This window comes from Roseibium aquae, assembly GCF_008711285.1.
GTDB lineage: Bacteria > Pseudomonadota > Alphaproteobacteria > Rhizobiales > Stappiaceae > Roseibium > Roseibium aquae.
The window spans coordinates 280,894-302,835 of sequence record NZ_VXDC01000007.1; the positions used below are offsets into that span (position 1 = coordinate 280,894).

A 21,942-nucleotide genomic window follows, 5' to 3' on the forward strand; every position below is an offset into this window, starting at 1 on the left:
GGAGACAGGCGGTGTGAAATGGGTCACGGGTGTTTTGTTCCGTGCAGCAACCATTCCCGGTTCCCGTCGCCGCCGGCGATCGGCGATGGAAAGAGATCCCCGGCGGTCCAGTCCGCCGCGGTGTCGAGCCAGTCGCGCAACTCCGCGGACACGGCTTCGGCGATGGCTGGATCGACCAGCCCGCCTTTTCCCACCCGCTCCCGGCCCGCCTCGAATTGCGGCTTCACGAGAAGAACGGCTTGGGCGCCGGGCCGGGCCAGATCGAGAGCGGGGGGGAGCGCCAGTTTCAGGGAAATGAAACTCACATCGGAGACGATCAGGTCCGGGCTTTCGCCGTCGAGATCGCTGGGGCGCAGATCCCGGGCGTTGAGCCCTTCGCGCAGATTGACGCGCGGATGGCCGCGCAAACGGGGATGAAACTGATCGGTTCCAACATCGATGGCATGAACGCGCGCCGCACCGCGCTCCAGCAACACCTGCGTGAAGCCGCCTGTGGACGAGCCGATATCCAGACAGGTCCTGCCCGATGGATCGATGCCAAACGTCTCAAGGCCGGCAACCAGTTTCAGCGCCGCACGGGAGACATAGGCCGCCGCCGGATCGTCCGCGGCCAGCACGGCGTTCACGGGTGTTTTGCGCGCGGGCTTGATGCAGACCGCGCCGTCGACCTGAACCGTTCCGCGCAAGATCGCGTCGCGGGCGCGAGCGCGGGTCGGAAAAATGCCTCGTGCCACGAGCAACTGGTCGAGCCGTTCGGTGCTCATCGTGCCGGGTGTCCCGCCGCCGCGCAGGTCTAGAAGCAGCCGGCGATCGCCGACAACAGCCGGTCGACATAGACGCGCTCGCCAGCGTAGAGCCAAAGCATCAAGGAGGCGGTGATCAACACACCGCCTGCCAGGGCAAGTCCCGCGTAAAGGCTCGGCTGCACGTGGGCGAACTCCGCTCAGGATGCGGCGCTGTCGATCAAACGCCGCAGTTTCAAAAGGGCCGTCTCTTCGGCCTCGCCATAAGCAATTGTTCCAACGAACTGGTTGTCCGTGTTCATCAGAAACATCGACGCCGAATGGTCCATGGTGTAGTCGCCGTCGTCAAGCGGGACTTTCTTGGCGTAGACCCGATAGGCCTTGATCGCCTGGTTCACCTGCTCAGGCGATCCGGTCAAGGCCATGATCCGCTCGTCAAATGCGCCGACATAGTCGCCAATCACATCGGGCGTATCGCGTTCGGGATCTACGCTGACAAATGCGTAGTGCAGCTTGTCCGCGTCCGGCCCGAGCGCTTCGATCCAGCCCTGAAGCTCATAAAGGCTCGTGGGGCATACATCGGGGCAATAGGTGAACCCGAAAAAGATGACCTTTGGTTTGTCGGACAGATCCGCGTCGGTGACGGTCTCGCCGTTCGCATTCACCAGTTCGAACGGTCCGCCGATGGTGGCCAGAGGCTCGATCAACGCGCCTCCGCCGGTCGGGCTTTGGGTGCTTTGCAGGTAAACCAGCGTGCCGGATGCGATGGCAAGGGCGGCAACCGCCGCCCATGCCCCGTACCGTAATGCCTTCAATCCAGACATTCCGTTCCTCGATCAGTTCCCATGATTATGGTGTTTGCTGTGGTTCATGGTTTTCGATCCCATGGCGCCCACCGCCAGTTCTACGTCAATTGTACCGGCCTTCTCGAAGGTCAAGGTGACCGGGATCATCGTGCCTTCCTCGAATTTGCCGTTCAGCCCCATGAACATGATGTGCAGGCCGCCCGGCTGTAGCATCACGGTCTCGCCCGCGGGGATCTCAATTCCGTTTTCAAGTTCCCGCATTTTCATGACGCCGTCGACAACGGCCATTTCATGAATTTCGACCCGGTCGGAGACGCCCGCGGCCGCGCCGATGAGCCGGTCCGCGTCCGCGCCCTGATTCGTGATGGTCACGAAACCGCCGCCGGCCTTGGCATTCGGCGGCGTTGCGCGGGTCCAGGGTTGTTCCAGCACCAGATCGCCGACCTTATAATCACCAGCCTGTGCGGCAAAGGCAAACAGGGTTGCGGCCGCCGCTGCGGCCAGTGTCTTGAGAAGTTTCATAATGCATTCCGTGTCGTTTGGTTTTCGGGAAAAGGGTCAAACGTTCACGAATGCAGGTGGCCCGCGGATGCCGGCTCCGGCGAGATGCTGAAAGGCGGACGGACTGGAATGATCCTCCGCCCATGAAACGAAGCCGAAAACGCGCGGCGGTTCGCTCGGTTGGGAGGTGGTCGCCGTTGCCGTGATCTTGCCGGTGTGTCCGCAGACCGGCCCGCAGATGCAGTTGGCCGGATCGTGTGTTGCCCGGGGCTGGGAGCCCTCCTCCAGGGCCGATGGCTGGCACAACATGCCAAGGCCGTCCGCCATGGCGCTTGGCGCCAGAGCGAGCGTGAGGCTGACGACCATGACTTGCAGCACAAGACCGAGCGCCGCCAGACAGGCAAGGGGCCGTCTTTCCAGGTGCAGCGTCTGCAAGATTTGCGATCGTTTCATCGGCATGGCGGTCTTATCCGTCATTTTCCCGGTGCCGTCGAGCGTCGAATTGCCACATCCGCCAATAGCGGACGCCAGCCCTTGCCCGATGTGGCCCTGCCTGCACCCGCTGTGCCGGAAAGCCAGCCATGGCGCGCTGGACGGACCTTACCGGGCAGGGTGTGGCGCCTGGCTCTCCGCTTCTTCCTCGGTTCCTCCGGCCTCCTCTTCGGGACCGGAAGTCCGGTCGCCGGAGCCCGTGTCAAAGTTGTAGATATCGTCTTCATAGGCCGGAAATTCCTCCGGCGGCACGACGTTGTCGGCATCGACATCAAGCGGCTCCGGTGTGATGACAGACCCGACCTGGGCCGTTGTCGAGTACTCGAAGTCCGTCTTGTCATCGGGATCCATGGCTTCGCGGGCGACAAGGCGGGTCAACAGGAAGGCCACCAGGGCGAGCGACACGACAACGATCATCCAGAACAAGCCGGTCGGCCCCAGCCGTTCCATGAGCAGGGACGCGATCAACGGTCCGAAGATCGAGCCGATCCCGAAGGCCAGCAACAGGCCCGAAGAGGTTTCCACGAAGTCCTCGGGATCCGCATAGTCGAACCCATGGGCGACCGCGACCGCGTATGCGGGCTGCGAGAAGATGCCAATGATCAGGACCATGCCTGTTGCGATCAGGAAGTCGGTCGGATTGATGAGGCTGATGGCCAGGGCCGTGAGGCCGGTAAAACCGGCCAGGCCCAGAAGGACGATGCGCCGGTCGATCAGGTCCGACAGTTTACCGGCTGGCCATTGGAACAGCATGCCCCCGGCAATGATCGCCGCCGAGAAGAAGGCGGCCTGGTTCGTCGTGAACCCGATTTGCGATCCATAAAGCGGGGTCATCGTCCACAGGGTTCCGTTCGTCACCCCGACCAGCAGACTGCCAACGAAGGCCGCCGGTGAATTGTTGTAGAGCTTCTTGGGCCGGAACTGCACCAGGGCGATGGGGGCCGGCTGGGTCGAGGTGGTCAAGGTGACGGGCAGGACGGCGAGGCTGGCCGTCACCGAGGCAATGGCAAAGGGAACGAAAGAGTTGATGTCCATGCCCGAGATCGACACCTGTCCAACCACCATCGATCCGAAGAGTATGACGATGTAGAGGGACATGATGCCGCCCCGGTTCTCGTTGGTCGCTCTCTCGTTCAACCAGCTTTCGACGATCATGTAGAAGGCGGCCAGACAGAAGCCGGACACGGTGCGGATCACGAACCACGCGATGGGATCGACGATGATCGGATGCACGATCGCGGCCGCCGACATGAGCGATACCATCGCGGCAAAGGCCCGGATGTGCCCTGCCCGCATGATCACGTGCGGAGCGCCAAGACAGCCGAGAACCATGCCGACGAAATAGCCGGATGAGATGACACCGATCTCCAGGTCGGTGAAGCCGGCGCTTTCGGCTGCAAGGGGAAGAAGGGTGGACTGAAGCCCGTGTCCCAAGACGAAGCAAGCAACCGAAAGGAGCAAAGCTGAAATCGGGGCGAGCGTCTGTCCCATAATCGCCTCCAGCGCCGTATCGAAAAACAAAAGCGCCGGCGGCAGCCGACGCTCTCGTTGGTCATATAAGCGTGTGGCAGCGGTGTGACGTTTTGTCAATCTTCGACACATGCGCCAGAGCCACACCAGCTATCGGCGTGACGCATGCCGCCTTCAGGCCCTCCGGAACGCCGACAGGCCCGTTTGGCCAAGTGTTTCGAAAACCGTCTTCATGATTCCATCGACGGTGAGGCCGGCCCTTTCATACATCACATCCGGCTTGTCCTGATCGATGAACTGGTCGGGAAGGCAAAGGGTGCGCACCTTCAGCCCCTTGTCCAGTTCGCCCATCTGGGCGAGGCAGGACAGAACATGGCTGCCGAAGCCGCCCACCGATCCCTCTTCGATGGTGATCAGGACTTCATGCTCGCGGGCAAGGCGCTGGATGAGGGCGGTGTCCAGAGGTTTCGCGAAACGGGCGTCCGCGACCGTTGTCGACAGTCCGGCCGCATCCAGTTCCTCCGCGGCCTTCAGGCACTCGGCCATTCGTCCGCCAAACGACAGGAGCGCGACCTTGGTTCCCTCTCGGCGGATGGTTCCCTTGCCGATCTCGAGCACGGTCCCGCGTTCGGGCAGATCAAGGCCAACGCCTTCGCCGCGCGGATACCGGAACGACAGGGGGCCTTCGTCATAGGCGGCCGCCGTTGCCACCATGTGCCGCAGTTCGACCTCGTCGGCCGCCGCCATCACGACAAAACCTGGCAAACATGCGAGAAAGGCTGTGTCGAAGGAGCCCGCATGGGTTGGGCCGTCGGCCCCGACGAGGCCAGCGCGGTCAATCGGAAACCGGACCGGAAGTTTCTGGATGGCGACATCGTGAACAACCTGATCGTAGCCGCGCTGCAAGAACGTGGAATAGATCGCGGCAAAGGGCTTGAACCCCTCGGTCGCCATGCCCGCCGCGAACGTCACCGCATGCTGTTCGGCGATGCCGACATCGAATGTGCGGCTGGGAAAAGCTTCGCCGAAGAGGTTGAGGCCGGTCCCATCCGGCATGGCGGCGGTGATGGCGACGATCCGGTCGTCGTGTTCGGCTTCCGTGATCAGCGATGTCGCGAAGACGTTCGTGTAGCTTGGCGCATTCGCCTTGGGTTTGGCCTGCTTGCCCGTGACGACGTCGAATTTCGAGACACCGTGGTATTTGTCCTTCGCGCCTTCCGCGGGTGCGTAGCCCTTGCCCTTCTGGGTCACCACATGGATGAGAACGGGACCATGATGCGTGTCCCGCACGTTTCTCAGGACCGGCAGAAGATGGCCGAGGTTATGGCCGTCGACGGGGCCGACATAGTAAAATCCAAGCTCTTCGAACAAAGTGCCACCGGTCCAGAAGCCGCGTGCATACTCCTCGGCCCTTGCCGCCTTTTCCTTCAACGGTCTGGGTAGGTTCCTGGTCAGCGTCTTGGCCGCGTCCCGGATGCTTTGATAGGTCGGGCCGGAGACCAGTTTGGCCAGATAAGCGGACATCGCGCCCGTCGGCGGGGCAATGGACATGTCATTGTCATTCAAGATGACGATCAGGCGGGAACCGAGAGACCCGGCATTATTCATCGCCTCATAGGCCATGCCGGCGGACATGGCCCCGTCGCCGATGACGGCGATCACGTTGTTTTTGTCCTTCTTCAGGTCCCGCGCCGCGGCCATGCCCAGCCCGGCTGAAATCGAGGTGGAGGAATGCGCCGCCCCGAACGGGTCGTACTCGCTTTCATCCCTTTTCGTGAAGCCGGACAAACCATTGCCCTGCCGCAGGGTGCGGATCCGGTCGCGCCGTCCGGTCAGGATCTTGTGCGGGTAGCATTGGTGGCCGACATCCCAGATCAGCCGGTCCTGGGGTGTGTTGAATACATGATGGATTGCGACCGTGAGCTCGACCACGCCCAGCCCCGCGCCAAGATGCCCCCCGGTGATCGACACGGCGTCGATTGTTTCCGCCCGCAATTCGTCGGCCACGGTTTGCAGATCGCCATCGGCGAGCTTTCGTAGGTCGGCGGGGGTTTGGATTCGATCAAGGAGTGGGGTTTCCGGCTTTGACGACACGCGCAGTGATGCTCCGTTGAACTTCGTTTGAGGGACGCACGCTTACACGAACGCTGCCTTTGGCGCAAATGGACGAATGGCGGCATTTTTCCCTGCAATGCCCATATAGGGGATCGAATCCGAAAGGAAAAACGGCAGGTCCATGATAAAATTTGCATGATGTAGCCCAAAAGGGTGATGCATCACAGCGCGAACTGTCATAGTGTCTGCACGTGGTCGATGGGGCCACGTGCACAGTGATCAACTTGGGGCCGCCTCGTGCGGCCCCTTTTTCTGTTGGTGGCTCTGTTCTTGGCGGTTTCAGACTTTGCCAGCCGCAAACGGCTCACCCGAGCTGGGCCAGGGCATGAACCAGGTTTGCCAACTCAAGTTGCGACTTCGTGTTGGTCTTCTCGAAAATCCGGCGCAGATGTGTCTTGGCGGTATTGCGCGATATGCCGAGGGCCTCAATAACGTCTTGAAGGGTTCTGGCCGTTGTGAGACGGCAGGCAAGGTCGGCTTCCCGTGCGGAAAGACCGTAGACCTCATGCAGCAGGCGGCCTGCGGTCTCCAGGTCGCGCTTCGGGTGTTGAATCTGGATCAAGAGGTAGGCGCCGTGATCATGCGCCCCGTGCCGGGGCGGCTCGATGATGCCGTCGACCGTGATGCTGTGCAGGATGTCGCGTTTGCACCGCGCATAGACGAAACGTTGTTCTGTTTTGAGATCGCTTCCCGTTTCCGCTTTGCGCAGGGCATGCAGAATGTTCGAGAGATCCGTCGAGACATCCAGCATGGCGCGTTCGATGGCTTTTTGCGCACTTTTGATTTTCAGGCCATCCGACAAGATCAAGCTGCCATCGGCTATGGCCGACCCGAACGCCGGCGTCATGGCGGCAACGCTGAGATCGGGATGCACAACGAGGGCCGCCCGCTCATCTCCTCCTGCCAGGACGGACAGGACGCGCGCCGCCTCCGCCGTTTCAATCAGCGCGCAGCTAATCTCAAGGGTTTGAGCAATTGTCTTGGAAAGGCGTTGGAAGGTTGGAACCAATCTGCCCCGGTCTGGCGGAGGTCCGGTTTCGGGATCGAAAAGGCAGGCGAGCAAGACGGTTGCTTGCCCTGTCCGCATGACGGGGGTCAGGATCCCGGGGGCCATGGCCAGGGAAGACCCATCGTCCGGGCCGTTTGGGCCACCTGAGCCCATTTCCATGGGAACAGCCGGTTTCCAATAGGGATAATGCAGCGGTGCGTCCTTGAGCAGGAAGGTAAAGGCCGTCTTGCCGCCCTCGGTGGAGATGGCGCTGAGCGTATCGGTCAGGGCGGCCGCCTCGCGCGGCGGACAAAACCGCCCGGTGTGGTGCCCCGAGCCTTGAAACTCCAGCAGGTAGGGCCGGCATCGGAGCGTGGTTCCCAGAAGATCGAGAGCGGCACGCCAAGACGGCTCATGGCTGGCACAGCCATGGATCGTGCTGAAAACCTGAAATTCATCCTGTACCGTGATCCAGTCCATGACCGGATAACAGCGCACTCAACCCGCGAGATCAATCCCGGTCCGCCGGATATGGCGGGTGGGCTCGCGATCCTATGAAGGTGTGCAGGAGTTTGCGTTTCCGCGATGGGCGACCTTGCGGAAAGCGAGAGGATCAAGTGGTTTCAGGATCGAGCGGCGTGGTGCCGGCGGCCTTGCCGGTCTTGTCGATCTGGATTTTTTCGACTTTGGCCTCTGCGGCCTGAAGCAGGGTGTCGCAGTGTTTGCGCAAGGCGGCTCCTCGCTCGTACATGCTGATGCTGCGCTCCAGCGGCACATTGCCCTGCTCCAGTTCGCGCACGATCGCTTCCAGCTGCTTCAGCCCGTCTTCGAAAGAAAGCGCGGAGATGTCGGCGGTGTCTTTGGGGTCGCTCATTCTGGGCCTGCGGATTCGACGGAAAGGTTGCCGGACCGTGCCGCGCGTTGCCGGTCCAGTCAAGTCGGCAAGGCAAGATGTCCAGAACCAGCAGCGCCGGAGGGGGGCTTGGATCAACCGGCGTTTGATCCGAACCGATTTCACGCCCTAAGCGGATCGCTACTCGATTGGCCGCGCATCTTTGGGCATTTCAAACAAGCCGCCGGATGCGCTGATGCCGGTTCAAGGCAAAGACCTACCCTGTCATGAGCGTCAGGACATGGGCGGCCGCAGAGCGGGCGAGGCCCTCAAGGTCATATCCGCCCTCGAGGACCGAGACCACCAGGCCGTCGCAGTGCTTTTCAGCGACGTTCATCAACTGGCGGGTGGCCCAGGCGAAATCCCCCTCGGTCAGGTTCAGGCCTCCCAGCGGATCGCGGTGATGGGCATCGAAACCGGCGGAGATGATGACAAGATCCGGCTCAAAACCGTCGAGCCGGGGAAGGATGGCGACCTCAAGAGCCTCCTTGAACACGGTCCCGTTGGCTCCCGGCATCAGAGGGACATTGACAATGGTATTGGCTTCTCCGGTTTCATCGGCGGCGCCGGATCCGGGATAGAGCGGCATCTGGTGGGTCGAGCAATACATCACCGTGGGATCCGACCAGAAGATGTCCTGGGTGCCATTTCCGTGATGGACATCGAAATCGATGATGGCGACCCGCTCCAGGCCGTGAACCGACTGGGCGTAGCGCGCGGCGATCGCCGCGTTGTTGAAGAAGCAGAACCCCATCGCCCGTTCGCGTTCGGCATGGTGTCCGGGAGGGCGCGATGCACTGAAGGCATTCGAGACTTTCCGGGTGACCACCTCGTCCACCGCGCGGCAGGCGCCGCCCACCCCGCGAAGGGCCGCTTCCCAGGTTCCCGGTGACATTGTTGTATCGGCGTCGACCCGGGCGATGCCTTCCGAAGGCGACAGGACATGAAGCTGGTCCACATAGGACATTGGATGCGCGCGCGCGATGTCTTCCAGCGAGCCCATCGGGGCGATATCGCGTTCGAGCGGTTGGAAGTTCTCGTGCTCCAGGATCCGGTCTATGGCTCTCACCCTGTCAGGCCGCTCCGGATGTCCCGGGGGTGTCAGATGATCGAGGAAGGAGGGATGGTGGAGCAGCAGGGTGGACACAATCAAAAATCCAGAAACTGTAGGATGGCGTGCCATGTGATCCCTACCGGACGGAGCTGTCAATCGGGGGAAGTCCTGCTCGCTTGAAACGGGCGCCCGATATGTTGACTCCGACGGGCAATCTGGAGCAATTCCGGGATCAGGTTTCCTTGAGGATACAAGGAATTTTTATTTCAAAATCACTTAAACGGAACAAAGTAAAAACGCCGCTTCCTGCTATTGATAACTATTTAATTTATCTGTCTTTAACATGTATTTGTGAGAAGGGACCCCGAAGAAGAGGAGAGTTCTCATGAAATTCCAGGTTTTTTTGGCTGTAGGGTTTTCCGGTGTTCTGTTGTCGAGCGTCGCCCATGCAGATGAGATCGAAATACTGGCGGGCGATTTGCCGCCGATGATTTTCGCGGATGGGAGCGGACGGGAAGCCGAGCTGATCAAGGGGGCTCTGGAGCGTTGCGGCCATACGGTGCGGTTCACGGTCCAGCCTTTCACGCGCCACTGGAAATCCTACGAGGCGGGAACCGGCGATGCGGTGGCAACCGTGCCGATCGGGATGCCGCTCCCGGGAACGGCGACATCCGCCTATATCGAATATCAAAACGGTGTCTCTTACCTCGCCGGATCCGAAGCCAGCTTTTCCAGTTTGGACGATTTGGCCGGACGCAGCGTTCTGGCGTTCAAGGGCGCATCGGACATCCTGCCGGGCCTCGGTGAAGCGTCCGCCGGGTTTTCGGAATATCGCGAGGTAACGGATCAGATCACGCAAAGCCGCATGTTGTTCGGCGGCCGCGTGGACGCCATTATCGGCGATGGCATGCTGTTTGCCGAATACAACCGCCAGCTTGGCAGCGAGAGCAATCTCGGTTTCGACCCCGCCCAACCGGTGAGCTTCCAAGCCGTATTCGACCCGTCCCCCTATGGGCTGGTGTTCCGTGATGCCGCGTTGGCCGCCGACTTTGAAAGATGTTTCGGTGAGATGAAAGCGGACGGTAGCGCCGAGGCGATTAACAAGGCGTGGGTAGAGAAGTACAGGGAGACGTTAGGGACGTCCTATCTGGGGTACTGAGACCCGGCGCGTCAGAAAAAGGGCCTGGCCTTTCGTTAAACCAGGCCCTTTGAGGTGCGAGCCTCAAGGCTCGAGGGGAGGTCCGCCGCATAGTTGACCCAGAGCCTATGCTAAGCGATTCTTTGGGTCCGGCCGACCGAATCTTTTCGTTTTCACCAATGTTCTTCACCTGTCCAAGGGGAAGAATGTGGATATTCATCTCCGGTTTGGGGCTGTCATTGGTCTGACATGTTGCCGGCAGCGGAAACGGGACTGTTCCGTATTAATCCAACGATCGGTCGACCGAAGGTCCCCGTGGCGCGGCAGCGCGGCGGAGCCGGTCGTTGATCGCTTCGCCAAGGCCGGTTTCCGGAATGGGCTGGACACAGATCCGGTCCGCCCCGGTGGCGTCGAGTTCCCGCAGAGCGCAAAACAGACGGGCCGCCGCTTCGACGAGATCTCCGTCCGGGCTCAGGTTGACAAAGGCGATCGCCCGGTCCGCGCCGGCCGGCGGCACCGGGCCGAAAGCCAGAACGGCCTCTCCGCCCTGCACCTCGGTTGCATTCAACCTCACCGCTGCTTCCGGAGCATAATGGGATCGCAGCATGCCCGGGGCCATTGGACCAGCCTGTTCGGCGGCGCCTGGTGTTGCCGAGACCGCGCAGGCCCGGCCCAGAACGTTTTCGATTGCCTCCCGCGACAGTCCTCCTGGCCTCAGGATGCAGGGGGTGTCTTCCAGACAGGACACGATGGTCGATTCGATCCCGACCGGGCACGGACCTGCATCGAGCACACCGGCAAGCCAGGGACCCAGGTCATCGATTACGTCCTGCGCGGTGGTGGCGCTGATGCGTCCGGACCGGTTTGCGCTTGGCGCCGCCAGGGGCCGTCCTGTTTGCCGCGCCAGCATTTGCATCGCCCGCGCGGCGGGCACCCGCAGTGCGACCGTGGCCAGGCCGGCTGTCGCAAGGTCGCAGATCGCGCTTTCGGCTCTCTTCGGCAGCACGAGGGTCATTGGCCCGGGCCAGAAAGCCTGTGCCAGCGCATCCGCGTCCGCATTGAAAACCGCGTGGCGCCGCGCGGCCTCTGCGCTTTCCACATGGGATATGAGTGGATTGAAGTGCGGCCGGCCCTTGGCTTGAAAGATTTTCGCGCAGGCTTCGGGCGACGTTGCATCGGCGGCCAGGCCGTAAACGGTCTCGGTGGGAACGCCGACCAACTGCCCGGTGGACAAGGCCTCGGCGGCTTCGTTCAGGCAAGCCCCGTCCGGATTTTTCGGATCGATTTTCCAGCGCCGCATCACCCCTCCGGAAACAATGTCCGTGAATCTTCCATCTTGCGCAAGACATAGGTTGACGTTTACGTAAACGACGATAGTGTTCACACCATGCGTGTTTCGGTCGCCTTGTGCGCCGGACTTGCGATAAGGTCAAGTTGCCGGTCCGCTTGGGACAAAGAGCAATAATTATCAGGGAGGGTCGTGCATGTATCGCGCGCCTGTTGAAGAGATCGCCTTTACACTGAAAGCCGTGTGTGGCCTGGAAGACGTCCAGGCCGCCAAGCCTCATGCCGACCTCAGTGAGGATCTGATCGATGCGATCCTGTCGGAGGCCGGGAAGTTTGCCGCCGAAGAGATTGCCCCTCTCAATTCGGTGGCGGATAGCCATGGAACGACACTGAAGAATGGCGAAGTGACAACCGCGCCGGGATGGCGGGATCTCTACCGTCGCTGGATCGAGGGCGGCTGGAACGGCCTGTCGGCTCCCGAAGAGACGGGCGGCCAGGCCTTGCCGCAGATGCTTTCGGCCGCGGCCATGGAAATGTGGAACTCCGGATCCATGGCCTTCGCCATCGGGCCGACCCTGACGATGGGCGCCATCGAGGCGATCGAAAAGCACGCCTCGGTCGCGTTGAAGGCCACCTACCTGGAAAAACTGACGTCGGGCGAATGGATGGGAACCATGAACCTGACCGAGCCGCAGGCCGGCTCCGATTTGAGTGCCCTGAGGGCGCGGGCCGAACCTCAGGGGGACGGCACGTACCGGATTTTCGGGCAGAAGATTTTCATCACCTATGGCGAACACGATCTGACGGACAACATCGTGCATCTCGTCCTGGCGCGCTTGCCGGACGCGCCAGCGGGAACGCGCGGGATCTCGCTTTTCCTGGTTCCGAAATTCCTGGTCAACGAGGATGGGTCGCTTGGCGCGCGCAACGACGTTTGGTGCAATGGCGTCGAGCACAAGCTGGGCATTCATGGATCCCCGACCTGCACGATGATCTACGGCGACAAGGGCGGGGCCGTCGGATGGCTGGTTGGCGAGGAAAACAAGGGCCTTGCCTGCATGTTCACCATGATGAACAACGCCCGTCTCGCGGTCGGCATTCAAGGTCTCGGCGTGGCCGAACGCGCCACGCAGGAAGCGCAGGCCTATGCGCTGGAGCGCAAGCAGGGCCGGGTTCCCGGCCAGACGGGGGAGGGCATGATCGCCATCGCCCACCATCCGGATATCAAGCGCTCGCTCCTGGGTATGCGTTCGCGAACGCAGGTTGCGCGGGCCATCTGCTATTCCTGCGCCCATGCCATCGACATGGCCGCAACGGCGGAAGATCCGCAGCAGAAGGCCTTTTGGTCGGAACGCGCCGGGTTCCTGACCCCCATCGCGAAGGCGATCTCGACCGACTTTGGCGTTGAGGTGGCCTCCATCGGTGTCCAGATCCACGGTGGCATGGGGTATGTGGAAGAGACCGGCGTGGCGCAGCACCTGCGCGATGCCCGCATTGCGCCGATCTATGAAGGCACCAACGGGATCCAGGCGATCGATCTTGTCGCGCGCAAGCTGCCGCTGTCCGGCGGAGATCATGTGCGCGGGTTTATTGGTGAACTCCGCGACATCGCGCGCCAGGTCATGCAGTCCAACCGGCCCGAGTTCGGCAACACGGCCGAGCGGCTGGCCCAGGCCATCGACGATTTTGAGGAAGCGACCGAATGGATGCTTCAGGCGCAAGCCGAAGGCAGGACCGATGACGTGCTTGCCGGCGCCACACCCTACCTGCGGATGGCGGGACTGACCTATGGCGGAATTTTGCTGGCCAAGGGGGCGTTGAAATCCGGTTTGGAAAACCGGGCCGCCCGGACGCAGCGCACCGTGATGGCGCGCAGCTTCGCCCTGACGCTGCTGTGTGATGTTGCCGGAATCAAACAGGATGTCCTCGGTTCTGCGGACAGCATTCTGGCATTCGATCCGGAGGTGGTTGCGTCCTAAGCAGCTGATTTGAAAAAAGGGTATTGGAATGATCACGCAGTCTGTCGAGGACGGCGTCAGGATTTTGCGTCTTGATCGACCGGAAAAGAAGAACGCCTTGACCGGGGAAATGTACACCGCCCTGGCGCAAGCGCTGGAAACGGCGAATGACGACGATACGATCCGCTGTCAGCTCATCTGCGGTCACCCGGGGGCGTTCACCGGCGGCAACGATATTGCCGACTTCCTGCAATATGCGGGCAAGGTCGACATGACGAAAACCCCGGTCGTTCGGTTTCTCCGGGCACTGGCGCGCAACGACACCCCGCTGGTGGCGGCAGTTGACGGCGTGGCCATCGGGGTGGGCGCCACGCTGCTGATGCATTGTGACATGGTGTTCGCCTCGCCCGCGGCCTTCATCCGTTCGCCGTTCGTCGATCTCGGTCTGGTGCCCGAAGCCGGGTCCAGCCTGCTCGGCCCTGCCCTGATGGGGCACGCCCGCGCCTTCGAACTCCTCTGTCTCGGACGCGGTCTTTCGGCGGAGCGGGCCTACGAAGTCGGACTGGTGAATGAGATCGCCGACGATGCACAGGCGGCAGCGCTGGCCTGCGCCAGGGAGATTGCGGCCAAGCCCGCCGAAGCGATGAAACTGGCGCGCCGCCTCCTGCGCGGGAACACGAAACCCCTCGAGGAGCGGGTCGAAGAGGAGGCCGCGATTTTCGCGCAGCGGCTGACGGCGCCGGAAACGGTCGCGGCCTTTCAGGCCTTCATGATGAAAGGCAAGTCCGGCTGAATGCGGCCGATTGTAGGGAGACACTCAATGAGTTTGCAGGGAAAGACACTCTTCATCACGGGAGCCTCCCGGGGCATCGGCAAGGCGATTGCGCTGCGCGCGGCCCGCGACGGAGCCAATATCGCGATTGCCGCGAAGACCGCCGAGCCCCATCCGAAACTGGAGGGGACGATCTATAGCGCGGCCGAGGAGATCGAGGCGGCCGGCGGCAAAGCGCTGCCGCTTGTCCTTGATGTGCGCGACGACGAGGCGGTGAAGGCGGCCATCGACAAGACGGCCGACACCTTTGGCGGCCTGGATATCCTGGTGAACAATGCCAGCGCCATCCAGCTCACGCCCCTGTCCCAGACAGACATGAAGCGGTTCGATCTGATGCACCAGATCAACACCCGCGGCACCATGGCCTGCTGCAAGCATGCGGCTCCGCATCTGGCCAAGGCGGACAACCCGCACATTCTCATGCTGTCCCCGCCGCTGGACATGCAGGAAAAGTGGTTCGCGCCCTTCACCCCCTATGCCATTGCCAAATATGGCATGAGCCTTCTGGTGCTCGGGCTGGCCGGGGAACTGAGATCAAAGGGCATCGGCGTTAATGCCCTGTGGCCGCGCACGACCATTGCCACGGCCGCCATCAAGAACATCATCGGCGGTGACAAGATGATGCAGCAAAGCCGGACACCCGGCATCCTGGCCGATGCCGCGTATGAGGTCTTCACCTCGCCGGCGAAGGAGTTCTCCGGCCGGTTCTTGATCGACGACACGTTCCTGGCCAGCCGCGGCGTGACCGATTTCGACCAGTACCGGGTCGATCCGTCGCTGGCCCTGGCCCCGGATTTCTTCGTGCCCGACGACAGCACGCCCCCTTGCGATCTGGGGCCGGTGAAAGAAACCGTCTGAGCCGCCACGGTCCCGGGAGACGATGGCCGGCCGGTTATGTCCGGTCAGTCGAATTCCGGGCCGCGGGCACGGTAAGGAGTGATTTCCTTCCAGGCCTTCATCAGGGTTTCCAATTCGTCGTCGGTATGGGGCGGCAGCACGATCTCGATGCGGATCATCAGATCACCGTGCCCGCCGGTCTTGGTCGGCAGGCCCTTGCCTTTCAGCCGCATGGTCTTGCCGCTCGATGTGTTGGCCGGGATTGTGAGATTGACCGCACCGGTCAGGGTCGGGGTTCGGACCTTCGTGCCCAACACCGCCTCGTAAAGCGTCACCGGCAGGTTCAGGTAAAGGTCGTAGCCGTCGACCTCGAACAGTTTGTGCGGCCGGATCTTCAGTTCAACCATGACATCGCCGGCAGGGCCGCCGGTTTCCGAAGGATACCCCTGGGCCTTGAGACGGATTTTCTCGCCATCCGTCACGCCGGCCGGAATCGCCACATTGACAGTCTTGCCGCTCGGCAGCGTCACCTGGGTCTTGCCGGTGGTCGCGATGTCTTCAAGGCTGACGCGGACCATGATTTCCGCATTCCTGCCCTTGGCTGGCCGGGTGGCCCCGGGGTCGCCTCGCGGGTCCGGGCCGGCGCCCGGCCCCTGCCGTCCCGCGCGGCGCCCGGCACCGCCAAACCCGCCCAGGATGTCGTTCAGGATATCGTCGAAAGCCCCGCCGCCAGGGTCGCCGGTGGTTTGATGCCGAAAACCGCGCGTGCTGCCGGCGCCTGGCCCGCCGGCTCCGCCGAAGTCGGAAAAGCCGCCAAATCCTTCAAAGCCGTGCGTCTGGAATTTCGGTTTGCCCTCCGCATCGATTTCCCCGCGGTCGAACTTTCCGCGCTTTGCACTGTCGCCGATGATCTCATAGGCCTGATTGACTTCGGAAAACCGGGTCTGGGCAGTCGGATCATCCTTGTTCTGGTCCGGGTGATACTGCTTTGCCAGCTTCCGAAAGGCCTTCTTGATGTCACTTTCGCTTGCGGTCTTCGACACACCAAGCACTGAATATGGGTCGCGCATTCTTCCGTCACCAAATCTGACTGGAGCTACATTCCGCGAAAGCCTGTGCCAAACACCGCGTGAAAATCGCTGGCCTGGGCAGGGCGCGGTTTATTTCGGTTGCACTCTATATCGGAATTTCTAGGAAAAAATTCCAGATCACAGCGTGTGAAACTGGTCTTTTCACCGTTCGCTTTGTTTTACCTGGAAACGGCCGCAGTTCAAGCAGGCCCGGCGCTGAGGCCGGTTATCAGGACGGCATTTCGGGCATCGCGACAGGCGGTGCCGGAATAGATCTGGACGCCGGCGATCGTGTTCGCGGTCGTTGAAAAGCCAAGGCACCCGGTTTGCGCCAAAGCATCCGTGTCGAGATCGGTCAGCGTGCCCGAGTTGCCGCTGTCCGGATTGCTCCACGGCACCCGGACCCCGGCGAGATCCAAATCGCTGCTCAGCGCGGAGCCGATCGCTTCGGCGATGAACGCCCGATCATCCTGACCGATATCGGCATAGGCGATGTCCGTTCCGGAAGAAATGGCGCCAGTCAGCAGCATTGGGGTTTCCACATCCGTGCTGCCGAGCGGGACCGTCACCTGGCTGCACCCGGCGGCGATACCGGCGATCAAACCGGCTGCCACAAACCGGGAGCGGCCAAGCGGCTGGATCTTTGACCGGTGAGCAGTATATGAACCAACGCACGCCATATCGAGGCCTCTGGTAACCACTCCAACCGGGGTTGGAGACCGAATAAACCCATTGAAGCGAGTCCAATGACAGACATCCACGATCCCGCCAAAGAGTTAACAAACGGTGACTTCACGGAAGCATCGGAACCATTTCAGCTTTTTGGACAGTGGCTTGAAGATGCGACAGCGTCGGAGCCCAACGATCCGAATGCGCTTGCTCTTTCCACGGTCGATGCGGACGGCTTGCCGAATGTGCGCATGGTGCTCCTGAAGGGCTTCGACGAACACGGCTTCGTCTTCTACACCAACCTGGAGAGCGCCAAAGGACGCGAGTTGCTTGGCGCGCGCAAGGCGGCCATGTGTTTCCATTGGAAGTCCCTGAGGCGCCAGATCCGCATTCGCGGGACCGTCGCCACCGTGGCCGACGAGGAAGCGGACGCCTACTACCAGTCCCGGCCAAGGGGCAGCCGGATCGGCGCCTGGGCTTCCAAACAGTCGCGGCCGCTGGAAAGCCGGTTTGCCTTGGAAAAGGAAGTCGCCCGCTACACCGCCAAATTCGCGATTGGCGAAATTCCCCGGCCAGACCATTGGACCGGGCTGCGCCTGACGCCTTTGTCGATCGAATTCTGGCATGACCGGCCGTTCCGGTTGCATGATCGGGTCGTGTTCCGCCGCGACGCAGACGGCACGGGCTGGCAAAAACAGCGCCTCTATCCCTGACGGCTACAAAAGCTTCCGCCATCGGAAAAAGAGGAACGTGAGCAGCACCGATGTGACCATCATCATGATGGAGAACCAGAAACCCATCCGCCATTGCAATTCCGGAATATTCTCGAAATTCATCCCGTAAACCGAGGCAATGAGGGTCGGCGGCAGGAAAATCACCCCAAGAAACGAAAAGATCTTGCCGATCTGGTTTTGTTCGAGGCTGATCAAGCCGACGGTCGCGTCAAGAAGGTAGTTCAGTTTCGCGTCCAGGGCGTCGCCATGTTCCTTGATCGAGTGAATGTCCCGCCCGAACAACTGCAAGCTGGCTTTTTGAGGGTCGCTCAAAGCAACCTTCGCGGCATGTGCGTCCAGAAACAGAAGCAGCCGGGCAAGGCTCGCGCACACGTCATGGAGTGCCGCGACGGTCAAGGACAGCCGTCCCTGGCCGCGGATCGCCTCCTGATAGACCGGTGTGCGGCGGGAGGAAACGCCGTCCTCGAAGACATGCAGGGCCAATTTGTCATGATCGGCGGACGCCCGCTCCATCGCCTCGGCCGTGCCGTCGACCATGATTTCCATCAAGGAAAAAAAGACCGCTGGCCCCATGTGCTGAACGGTTTGATCGCTTTGGACCAGCCGGCTCAAAAGGTCGAGGGATTTGATGTTGCCATGACGGACTGTGACCAGCCGCTTTGAACTCAAGACAAACGTGACAAGCCCTTGATCCGTGCCCCTTTCAACGGAGGACACGGGCATCGGAGCGGTCATGACCAATGCGCCGGGTTCATCATAAAGGCGGGCGGAGGATTCGATGGACCGCATTTCGTCCCGCTTGGGGATCGCCGCCCCCATGAGCTTTTCAGCGGCAGCCTGTTCATCCTCTGTCGGGCTGTGAAGATCGATCCAGACCGAGGTCGCCGGGAGCGGCGTTCCAGCACTCAGTTCCACCCGCTCCAGGCCGGAGGCCGAGGGGCAATAAGCAACGATCATGATACCGCTCCGCAAAGTGCGGCCCGTCTCCTGGACAAAGGCCCGTTCACCCTGCCGGGTATCGCACGAGTGGGCGGATCGGTCCACCTGCCAGAGGAAAAGCAACTTCCATCCTGCACGTACGCGGACCGCGCGCGTTCAACCCGGCGGCCGTGCCTGCTGCGGGTCAGGTTCAAGCTTTGCCTGCGGGGAGGGCAGGCTTACTTGACGATTTTATAGCCCGCGCCCTTGGTGCAGATTGCCGCCGCATTGACAGCTGCAATGCCGACCGGCTTGTACCGGTTTTCCAGTTTTGTGCCGGATTGAGGTTGGGGAGCGGGCGTGGCTTTTTGCTCGGACATGTTCTTTGCCATTTGTTCGGACGCGATCACCAAGCCTGCGTACCGAATGAGACTTTCCTGTGACCGGACCATCGAAAAATCGCCGGTCCTGATCCGCTTGTGCCTGAAGATGATGGGGTCTTGCCGATCATTCAGCCATTCAAAAAAAATGACGATTTGTAACCGGCTGTCAATCGCCAATGCTTTGCCGGCTGTCATTTCGTATGCCCCTGTCCGGATCGAAGCGCAGGGTGGTCGCTTGCAGCGTGAAGCGGATGAACGTAAGCAGAAGGCAGAGCGGCCCGATGGGGTTGTTAAACCCAGCCGCGGCTCCGGGGAGAGCGGTGGGGCATCAGTCGGACGGAACCATGAAACGATACGCGCGCTACAGATCCTCGCTCGCCCCTTTTGGGCGGACGGTGGGCGCATTGAGCGTTGCCATCGCCGTCTTGTCGGTTTTGCTGCACCGGTTCGGCCTAATTGAAGCCTGGGTGATGAGCGCCTCGCTGGCGGTTGCCGCCGGCTTCGGATTGACCGCCGCCGTGATCGCTTTTCTGGCGCTGCGGCGGTTGTGGCGGTTCGGCGGCAGCGGTTACCTGGACGCCCAGTTGGGCGCTGTTCTGGGTCTTGCCGGTGCGGCCCCGGTGTGTGTTGTGGCGTGGGTCTGGATCTTCGAGCCGCCACTGACCGACGTGGCGACCGATCCGTCGGATCCCCCGGTCATCTCCCAAAACCCGGCCGATTTGGCGGTCGAAGACCAGGCCGCGCAATTTTTTCAAGACTTGATCCTGGAGCGGGCCCGCGCGGTCACCGGGCAGCTCGCCGGTTCGCCGGATGGCGATGCGGCCGCGGTCCAGCGGGCTCTCTACGAGGACATTGTGCCCCGCCGCTACCGGATGCCGCCAGCCCGTCTCCACGCCGCCATGCGCCGGGCAGCTGAAGCACGTGGCTGGGTTCTCACGGACGAGTTGCCGCCCGACTTGCCGGATGCCGAAACCCGTGCCCAGTATCTGGCGCGCTCGCCAGTGCTCGGGATCGGCGCCGATATCGGCATCCGCATCAGGCCGGACCCCGTCGGAGCGCTGCTTGACGTGCGCTCGGTGTCGCGCTCCCCGGTCCCCGACTTTACCGGAAACGCCGACCGTATCCGGTCCCTGCTCGCGGAGATTGATCTGGTCTTGATCGAGACCTACGGGGATCTCGCGCGGCTTGCGGTCCTGGAGGACGAACTGGAGGAAATGGTGGAGGGCAGCCCATCCGGCGCGGAGCCGGAGGAAGACGCTGCGCCGCAAATCCCGACCCCGGCCTTCAAACCCTATTTCGAAACGGAGGACGGGCTGCCGGAGGGCGAGGGCGATCTTCCAGCCCCCGCCTCGTCCGGATGAGAAACCGGGGGCCGGTGCTCGTCCCGGCTGTCCGATCTACGCAAGCTGGTAGCGGGCATTCAGCAGCAATTCGGGACTGGCCGCCACGCGGCCCCGGTCGACGAGATCCTCGAGCTGGGCGAAAACCGACAGCGCCGCCGCGCCTTTCAGTCCGTCCGGGAGGTCGAGATAAATCAGCTCGACCAGTTCCGGGATCGTTTTGGCTCCCGTTGCAAGTTGCTCCATGATGGCGGTCTCGCGCCGCAGCCTGTGCGCCCGAAGGTCGGCCATATAGGGACGGGCGTCCGCGATCGCAGCTCCGTGACCCGGCAGGAAATGGTGTTCGGGCCGACCCATCAGTTTGTCAAGGGAGGACAGGTAGGCCCGCATGTTGCCGTCCGGCGGAGCGACGATTGAGGTCGACCATGCCATGACATGGTCTCCGGACAAGAGATAAGGCGTGCCCAACAGCGCGAAACTCAAGTGGTTCTGGGTATGGCCGGGCGTGGCAATCGCTTCCAGCGTCAGCCCGCCCGCGTCGAACCGGTCGCCGTCGCCCATCAGCACATCCGGCTGATAATCGCGGTCGGCGCTGGCATCCATCGGGTTGATCTCCCCGAGCTTAAGGTCGCGCGCGGCCCGGTGCGGGCCGCAGCCGATGACCGGGGCGTGGGACAAGTCCTTGAGCCGACGGGCGGCGGGCGAATGGTCGACATGGGTGTGGGTCACCGCGATGGCGGCGATCTCAGCTCCGGATGTGGCCCGCAGGATGGTTTCGATATGGCTGTCCAGGTCCGGTCCGGGATCGACGACGATGATCGGGTCGATGCCGATCAGATAAGTGTTGGTTCCGTGAAAGGTGAAGGCGCCGGAGTTTGGCGCGGTGATCCGGCGGATCCCGTCCGACAGTGCTACCGCTTCCCCGTAACGGGGATCAAAATCGCGATTGTGATCCAATGCAAAAATACCGATCGTTCGATGTTCACGCGCCCGCCGCAGTTGCTGTGGATGGTTTGCGTCCGGGCCTGGTCACCCTATCCAACCTTTTGAATTCGGGCCAGAGTGCAACCCGAATGATAAAACGGCCCGCCGTCTTCAAGCGTTTGTTTTGGTTGGCGGGTAAACAGGGCCCATGACCGGGGAACGGCTTGGCGGTTTCCGGTTTTGCAATTCTCCCCAACGGGCCGCAGGCCACGTCAAGGAGACGGTCTTGAGAGCGCGGACAGCAGACGATGTTGAATGACATTTGCCAATTCGAGTGTTTTTTGCCCACGTCCCGGGAAAAGGCTTTCCAGCTCGTTGTCGACCATCCCGAGAAATGGTGGATCAGTCCGTTCCTGGAAGAGGGCGGGCAAGCGGTGATCGCATCGGCGGTGGGGATCGAACCGCATCCGGGAGGTGTCTGCTACGAGATGGATCCGGCCGGCCGCCGGCGGATCTGGGGCACCGTCCTGTCGATCGAGCCGCCGCTCTACATCCGCATAGCCTGGCAAGTGTCGCCGAACCGCGTGCCGATTGGCGATCCGGCGGCCTCCAGCCGCGTGATGATGGAATTCCGCGCCTCCGGATCGTCGGCCCGCCTGGTGGTAACCCACAGCGAGTTTGTCCGTCACGGTGAGGGGGCCGATGGATACCGGAGCTTCATGGGAGAACCGATGGGATGGCCGAAGCTTCTGGCAAACCTGTCCCATGCCGCAAGGGAACGGCCTTGACGG

At 61.9% G+C, this 21,942-nt stretch carries 23 protein-coding genes; 7 read left to right on the forward strand and 16 right to left on the reverse strand.

The window, feature by feature from the left end:
- Positions 1–23: 23 nt before the first annotated feature.
- The 10 genes from F0184_RS13265 to F0184_RS13305 form a co-directional block, all read right to left on the reverse strand.
- Positions 24–764: a TlyA family RNA methyltransferase gene (locus F0184_RS13265; protein ID WP_150496663.1), complete on the reverse strand. Its 741-nt coding sequence runs from the start codon at positions 762–764 to the stop codon at positions 24–26.
- A gap of 29 nt (positions 765–793) precedes the next feature.
- Entirely contained in the window at positions 794–928 is a 135-nt protein-coding gene (locus F0184_RS21040) for a hypothetical protein (protein ID WP_280176948.1), read from the reverse strand.
- A gap of 15 nt (positions 929–943) precedes the next feature.
- Positions 944–1,567: an SCO family protein gene (locus F0184_RS13270; protein WP_150496664.1), complete on the reverse strand. Its 624-nt coding sequence runs from the start codon at positions 1,565–1,567 to the stop codon at positions 944–946.
- A 12-nt stretch (positions 1,568–1,579) separates the two neighbouring features.
- Positions 1,580–2,071: a copper chaperone PCu(A)C gene (locus tag F0184_RS13275; RefSeq protein WP_150496665.1), complete on the reverse strand. Its 492-nt coding sequence runs from the start codon at positions 2,069–2,071 to the stop codon at positions 1,580–1,582.
- A 36-nt stretch (positions 2,072–2,107) separates the two neighbouring features.
- On the reverse strand, positions 2,108–2,527 hold the full coding sequence (locus tag F0184_RS13280; RefSeq protein ID WP_150496666.1) for a hypothetical protein: 420 nt from the start codon (positions 2,525–2,527) through the stop codon (positions 2,108–2,110).
- Positions 2,528–2,650: 123 nt separating this feature from the next.
- Positions 2,651–4,033: an MFS transporter gene (locus tag F0184_RS13285; RefSeq protein ID WP_150496667.1), complete on the reverse strand. Its 1,383-nt coding sequence runs from the start codon at positions 4,031–4,033 to the stop codon at positions 2,651–2,653.
- Between the two features lie 153 nt (positions 4,034–4,186).
- Positions 4,187–6,106 carry a 1-deoxy-D-xylulose-5-phosphate synthase gene (dxs, locus tag F0184_RS13290; protein ID WP_150496668.1) on the reverse strand — a complete coding sequence of 640 codons (1,920 nt, stop codon included), beginning with the start codon at positions 6,104–6,106 and terminating at the stop codon, positions 4,187–4,189.
- Between the two features lie 325 nt (positions 6,107–6,431).
- Complete coding sequence (locus F0184_RS13295; RefSeq protein ID WP_150496669.1) at positions 6,432–7,595, reverse strand: helix-turn-helix transcriptional regulator; 1,164 nt, start codon at positions 7,593–7,595, stop codon at positions 6,432–6,434.
- A 133-nt stretch (positions 7,596–7,728) separates the two neighbouring features.
- The gene (locus tag F0184_RS13300; protein WP_150496670.1) at positions 7,729–7,989 is read right to left on the reverse strand and encodes an exodeoxyribonuclease VII small subunit; all 261 of its coding nucleotides are present in this window, start codon (positions 7,987–7,989) and stop codon (positions 7,729–7,731) included.
- Between the two features lie 235 nt (positions 7,990–8,224).
- Complete coding sequence (locus tag F0184_RS13305) at positions 8,225–9,154, reverse strand: histone deacetylase family protein (protein ID WP_206668342.1); 930 nt, start codon at positions 9,152–9,154, stop codon at positions 8,225–8,227.
- 292 nt (positions 9,155–9,446) lie between these two features.
- Between F0184_RS13305 and F0184_RS13310 the strand changes: the two genes are divergently transcribed.
- Positions 9,447–10,220: a substrate-binding periplasmic protein gene (locus F0184_RS13310; protein WP_150496671.1), complete on the forward strand. Its 774-nt coding sequence runs from the start codon at positions 9,447–9,449 to the stop codon at positions 10,218–10,220.
- Positions 10,221–10,482: 262 nt separating this feature from the next.
- On the opposite strand, the gene F0184_RS13315 is transcribed toward F0184_RS13310, so the two are convergent.
- Positions 10,483–11,499, reverse strand: a complete 1,017-nt coding sequence (locus tag F0184_RS13315) for an L-threonylcarbamoyladenylate synthase (RefSeq protein WP_150496672.1) — start codon at positions 11,497–11,499, stop codon at positions 10,483–10,485.
- Positions 11,500–11,683: 184 nt separating this feature from the next.
- Between F0184_RS13315 and F0184_RS13320 the strand changes: the two genes are divergently transcribed.
- The 3 genes from F0184_RS13320 to F0184_RS13330 are packed head-to-tail and all read left to right on the forward strand — an operon-like array spanning position 11,684 to position 15,134.
- Positions 11,684–13,465: an acyl-CoA dehydrogenase family protein gene (locus F0184_RS13320; RefSeq protein ID WP_150496673.1), complete on the forward strand. Its 1,782-nt coding sequence runs from the start codon at positions 11,684–11,686 to the stop codon at positions 13,463–13,465.
- Between the two features lie 28 nt (positions 13,466–13,493).
- Positions 13,494–14,237, forward strand: a complete 744-nt coding sequence (locus F0184_RS13325) for a crotonase/enoyl-CoA hydratase family protein (RefSeq protein WP_150496674.1) — start codon at positions 13,494–13,496, stop codon at positions 14,235–14,237.
- Between the two features lie 27 nt (positions 14,238–14,264).
- Positions 14,265–15,134, forward strand: a complete 870-nt coding sequence (locus tag F0184_RS13330) for an SDR family oxidoreductase (protein WP_150496675.1) — start codon at positions 14,265–14,267, stop codon at positions 15,132–15,134.
- A gap of 44 nt (positions 15,135–15,178) precedes the next feature.
- Here F0184_RS13330 and F0184_RS13335 read toward each other — a convergent pair whose 3' ends face one another.
- Positions 15,179–16,183 (reverse strand): DnaJ C-terminal domain-containing protein, encoded by a 1,005-nt coding sequence (locus F0184_RS13335; RefSeq protein WP_150496676.1) that lies wholly within the window; start codon positions 16,181–16,183, stop codon positions 15,179–15,181.
- 200 nt (positions 16,184–16,383) lie between these two features.
- A complete protein-coding gene (locus tag F0184_RS13340; RefSeq protein ID WP_208998468.1) occupies positions 16,384–16,713 on the reverse strand; it encodes an RT0821/Lpp0805 family surface protein in 330 nt (109 codons plus the stop codon).
- Between the two features lie 216 nt (positions 16,714–16,929).
- Between F0184_RS13340 and pdxH the strand changes: the two genes are divergently transcribed.
- Complete coding sequence (gene pdxH / locus F0184_RS13345; protein WP_150496678.1) at positions 16,930–17,565, forward strand: pyridoxamine 5'-phosphate oxidase; 636 nt, start codon at positions 16,930–16,932, stop codon at positions 17,563–17,565.
- 3 nt (positions 17,566–17,568) lie between these two features.
- Here the strand turns inward: pdxH and F0184_RS13350 are convergent, their stop codons facing one another.
- A complete protein-coding gene (locus F0184_RS13350; protein ID WP_150496679.1) occupies positions 17,569–18,543 on the reverse strand; it encodes a CorA family divalent cation transporter in 975 nt (324 codons plus the stop codon).
- Positions 18,544–18,743: 200 nt separating this feature from the next.
- A complete protein-coding gene (locus tag F0184_RS20565) occupies positions 18,744–18,884 on the reverse strand; it encodes a hypothetical protein (protein WP_172972106.1) in 141 nt (46 codons plus the stop codon).
- Positions 18,885–19,231: 347 nt separating this feature from the next.
- Between F0184_RS20565 and F0184_RS13355 the strand changes: the two genes are divergently transcribed.
- Positions 19,232–20,248 (forward strand): DUF1499 domain-containing protein, encoded by a 1,017-nt coding sequence (locus F0184_RS13355; RefSeq protein WP_172972107.1) that lies wholly within the window; start codon positions 19,232–19,234, stop codon positions 20,246–20,248.
- A gap of 36 nt (positions 20,249–20,284) precedes the next feature.
- Here the strand turns inward: F0184_RS13355 and F0184_RS13360 are convergent, their stop codons facing one another.
- The gene (locus F0184_RS13360) at positions 20,285–21,184 is read right to left on the reverse strand and encodes an MBL fold metallo-hydrolase (protein ID WP_244299172.1); all 900 of its coding nucleotides are present in this window, start codon (positions 21,182–21,184) and stop codon (positions 20,285–20,287) included.
- A gap of 275 nt (positions 21,185–21,459) precedes the next feature.
- On the opposite strand from F0184_RS13360, the gene F0184_RS13365 reads away from it, so the two are divergent.
- Complete coding sequence (locus F0184_RS13365) at positions 21,460–21,939, forward strand: SRPBCC domain-containing protein (protein ID WP_150496682.1); 480 nt, start codon at positions 21,460–21,462, stop codon at positions 21,937–21,939.
- Positions 21,940–21,942 lie beyond the last annotated feature (3 nt).

What these genes read in the sequence shown, in the direction of transcription:
- F0184_RS13265 (WP_150496663.1), bottom strand. Translation starts at nt 764, where the DNA reads ATGAGCACCGAACGGCTCGACCAGTTGCTCGTGGCACGAGGCATTTTT.
- F0184_RS13270 (WP_150496664.1), bottom strand. Translation starts at nt 1,567, where the DNA reads ATGTCTGGATTGAAGGCATTACGGTACGGGGCATGGGCGGCGGTTGCC.
- F0184_RS13275 (WP_150496665.1), bottom strand. Translation starts at nt 2,071, where the DNA reads ATGAAACTTCTCAAGACACTGGCCGCAGCGGCGGCCGCAACCCTGTTT.
- F0184_RS13280 (WP_150496666.1), bottom strand. Translation starts at nt 2,527, where the DNA reads ATGACGGATAAGACCGCCATGCCGATGAAACGATCGCAAATCTTGCAG.
- F0184_RS13285 (WP_150496667.1), bottom strand. Translation starts at nt 4,033, where the DNA reads ATGGGACAGACGCTCGCCCCGATTTCAGCTTTGCTCCTTTCGGTTGCT.
- F0184_RS13295 (WP_150496669.1), bottom strand. Translation starts at nt 7,595, where the DNA reads ATGGACTGGATCACGGTACAGGATGAATTTCAGGTTTTCAGCACGATC.
- F0184_RS13300 (WP_150496670.1), bottom strand. Translation starts at nt 7,989, where the DNA reads ATGAGCGACCCCAAAGACACCGCCGACATCTCCGCGCTTTCTTTCGAA.
- F0184_RS13310 (WP_150496671.1), top strand. Translation starts at nt 9,447, where the DNA reads ATGAAATTCCAGGTTTTTTTGGCTGTAGGGTTTTCCGGTGTTCTGTTG.
- F0184_RS13315 (WP_150496672.1), bottom strand. Translation starts at nt 11,499, where the DNA reads ATGCGGCGCTGGAAAATCGATCCGAAAAATCCGGACGGGGCTTGCCTG.
- F0184_RS13320 (WP_150496673.1), top strand. Translation starts at nt 11,684, where the DNA reads ATGTATCGCGCGCCTGTTGAAGAGATCGCCTTTACACTGAAAGCCGTG.
- F0184_RS13325 (WP_150496674.1), top strand. Translation starts at nt 13,494, where the DNA reads ATGATCACGCAGTCTGTCGAGGACGGCGTCAGGATTTTGCGTCTTGAT.
- F0184_RS13330 (WP_150496675.1), top strand. Translation starts at nt 14,265, where the DNA reads ATGAGTTTGCAGGGAAAGACACTCTTCATCACGGGAGCCTCCCGGGGC.
- F0184_RS13335 (WP_150496676.1), bottom strand. Translation starts at nt 16,183, where the DNA reads ATGCGCGACCCATATTCAGTGCTTGGTGTGTCGAAGACCGCAAGCGAA.
- F0184_RS13340 (WP_208998468.1), bottom strand. Translation starts at nt 16,713, where the DNA reads ATGCTGCTGACTGGCGCCATTTCTTCCGGAACGGACATCGCCTATGCC.
- pdxH (WP_150496678.1), top strand. Translation starts at nt 16,930, where the DNA reads ATGACAGACATCCACGATCCCGCCAAAGAGTTAACAAACGGTGACTTC.
- F0184_RS13350 (WP_150496679.1), bottom strand. Translation starts at nt 18,543, where the DNA reads ATGATCGTTGCTTATTGCCCCTCGGCCTCCGGCCTGGAGCGGGTGGAA.
- F0184_RS20565 (WP_172972106.1), bottom strand. Translation starts at nt 18,884, where the DNA reads ATGTCCGAGCAAAAAGCCACGCCCGCTCCCCAACCTCAATCCGGCACA.
- F0184_RS13355 (WP_172972107.1), top strand. Translation starts at nt 19,232, where the DNA reads ATGAAACGATACGCGCGCTACAGATCCTCGCTCGCCCCTTTTGGGCGG.
- F0184_RS13365 (WP_150496682.1), top strand. Translation starts at nt 21,460, where the DNA reads ATGTTGAATGACATTTGCCAATTCGAGTGTTTTTTGCCCACGTCCCGG.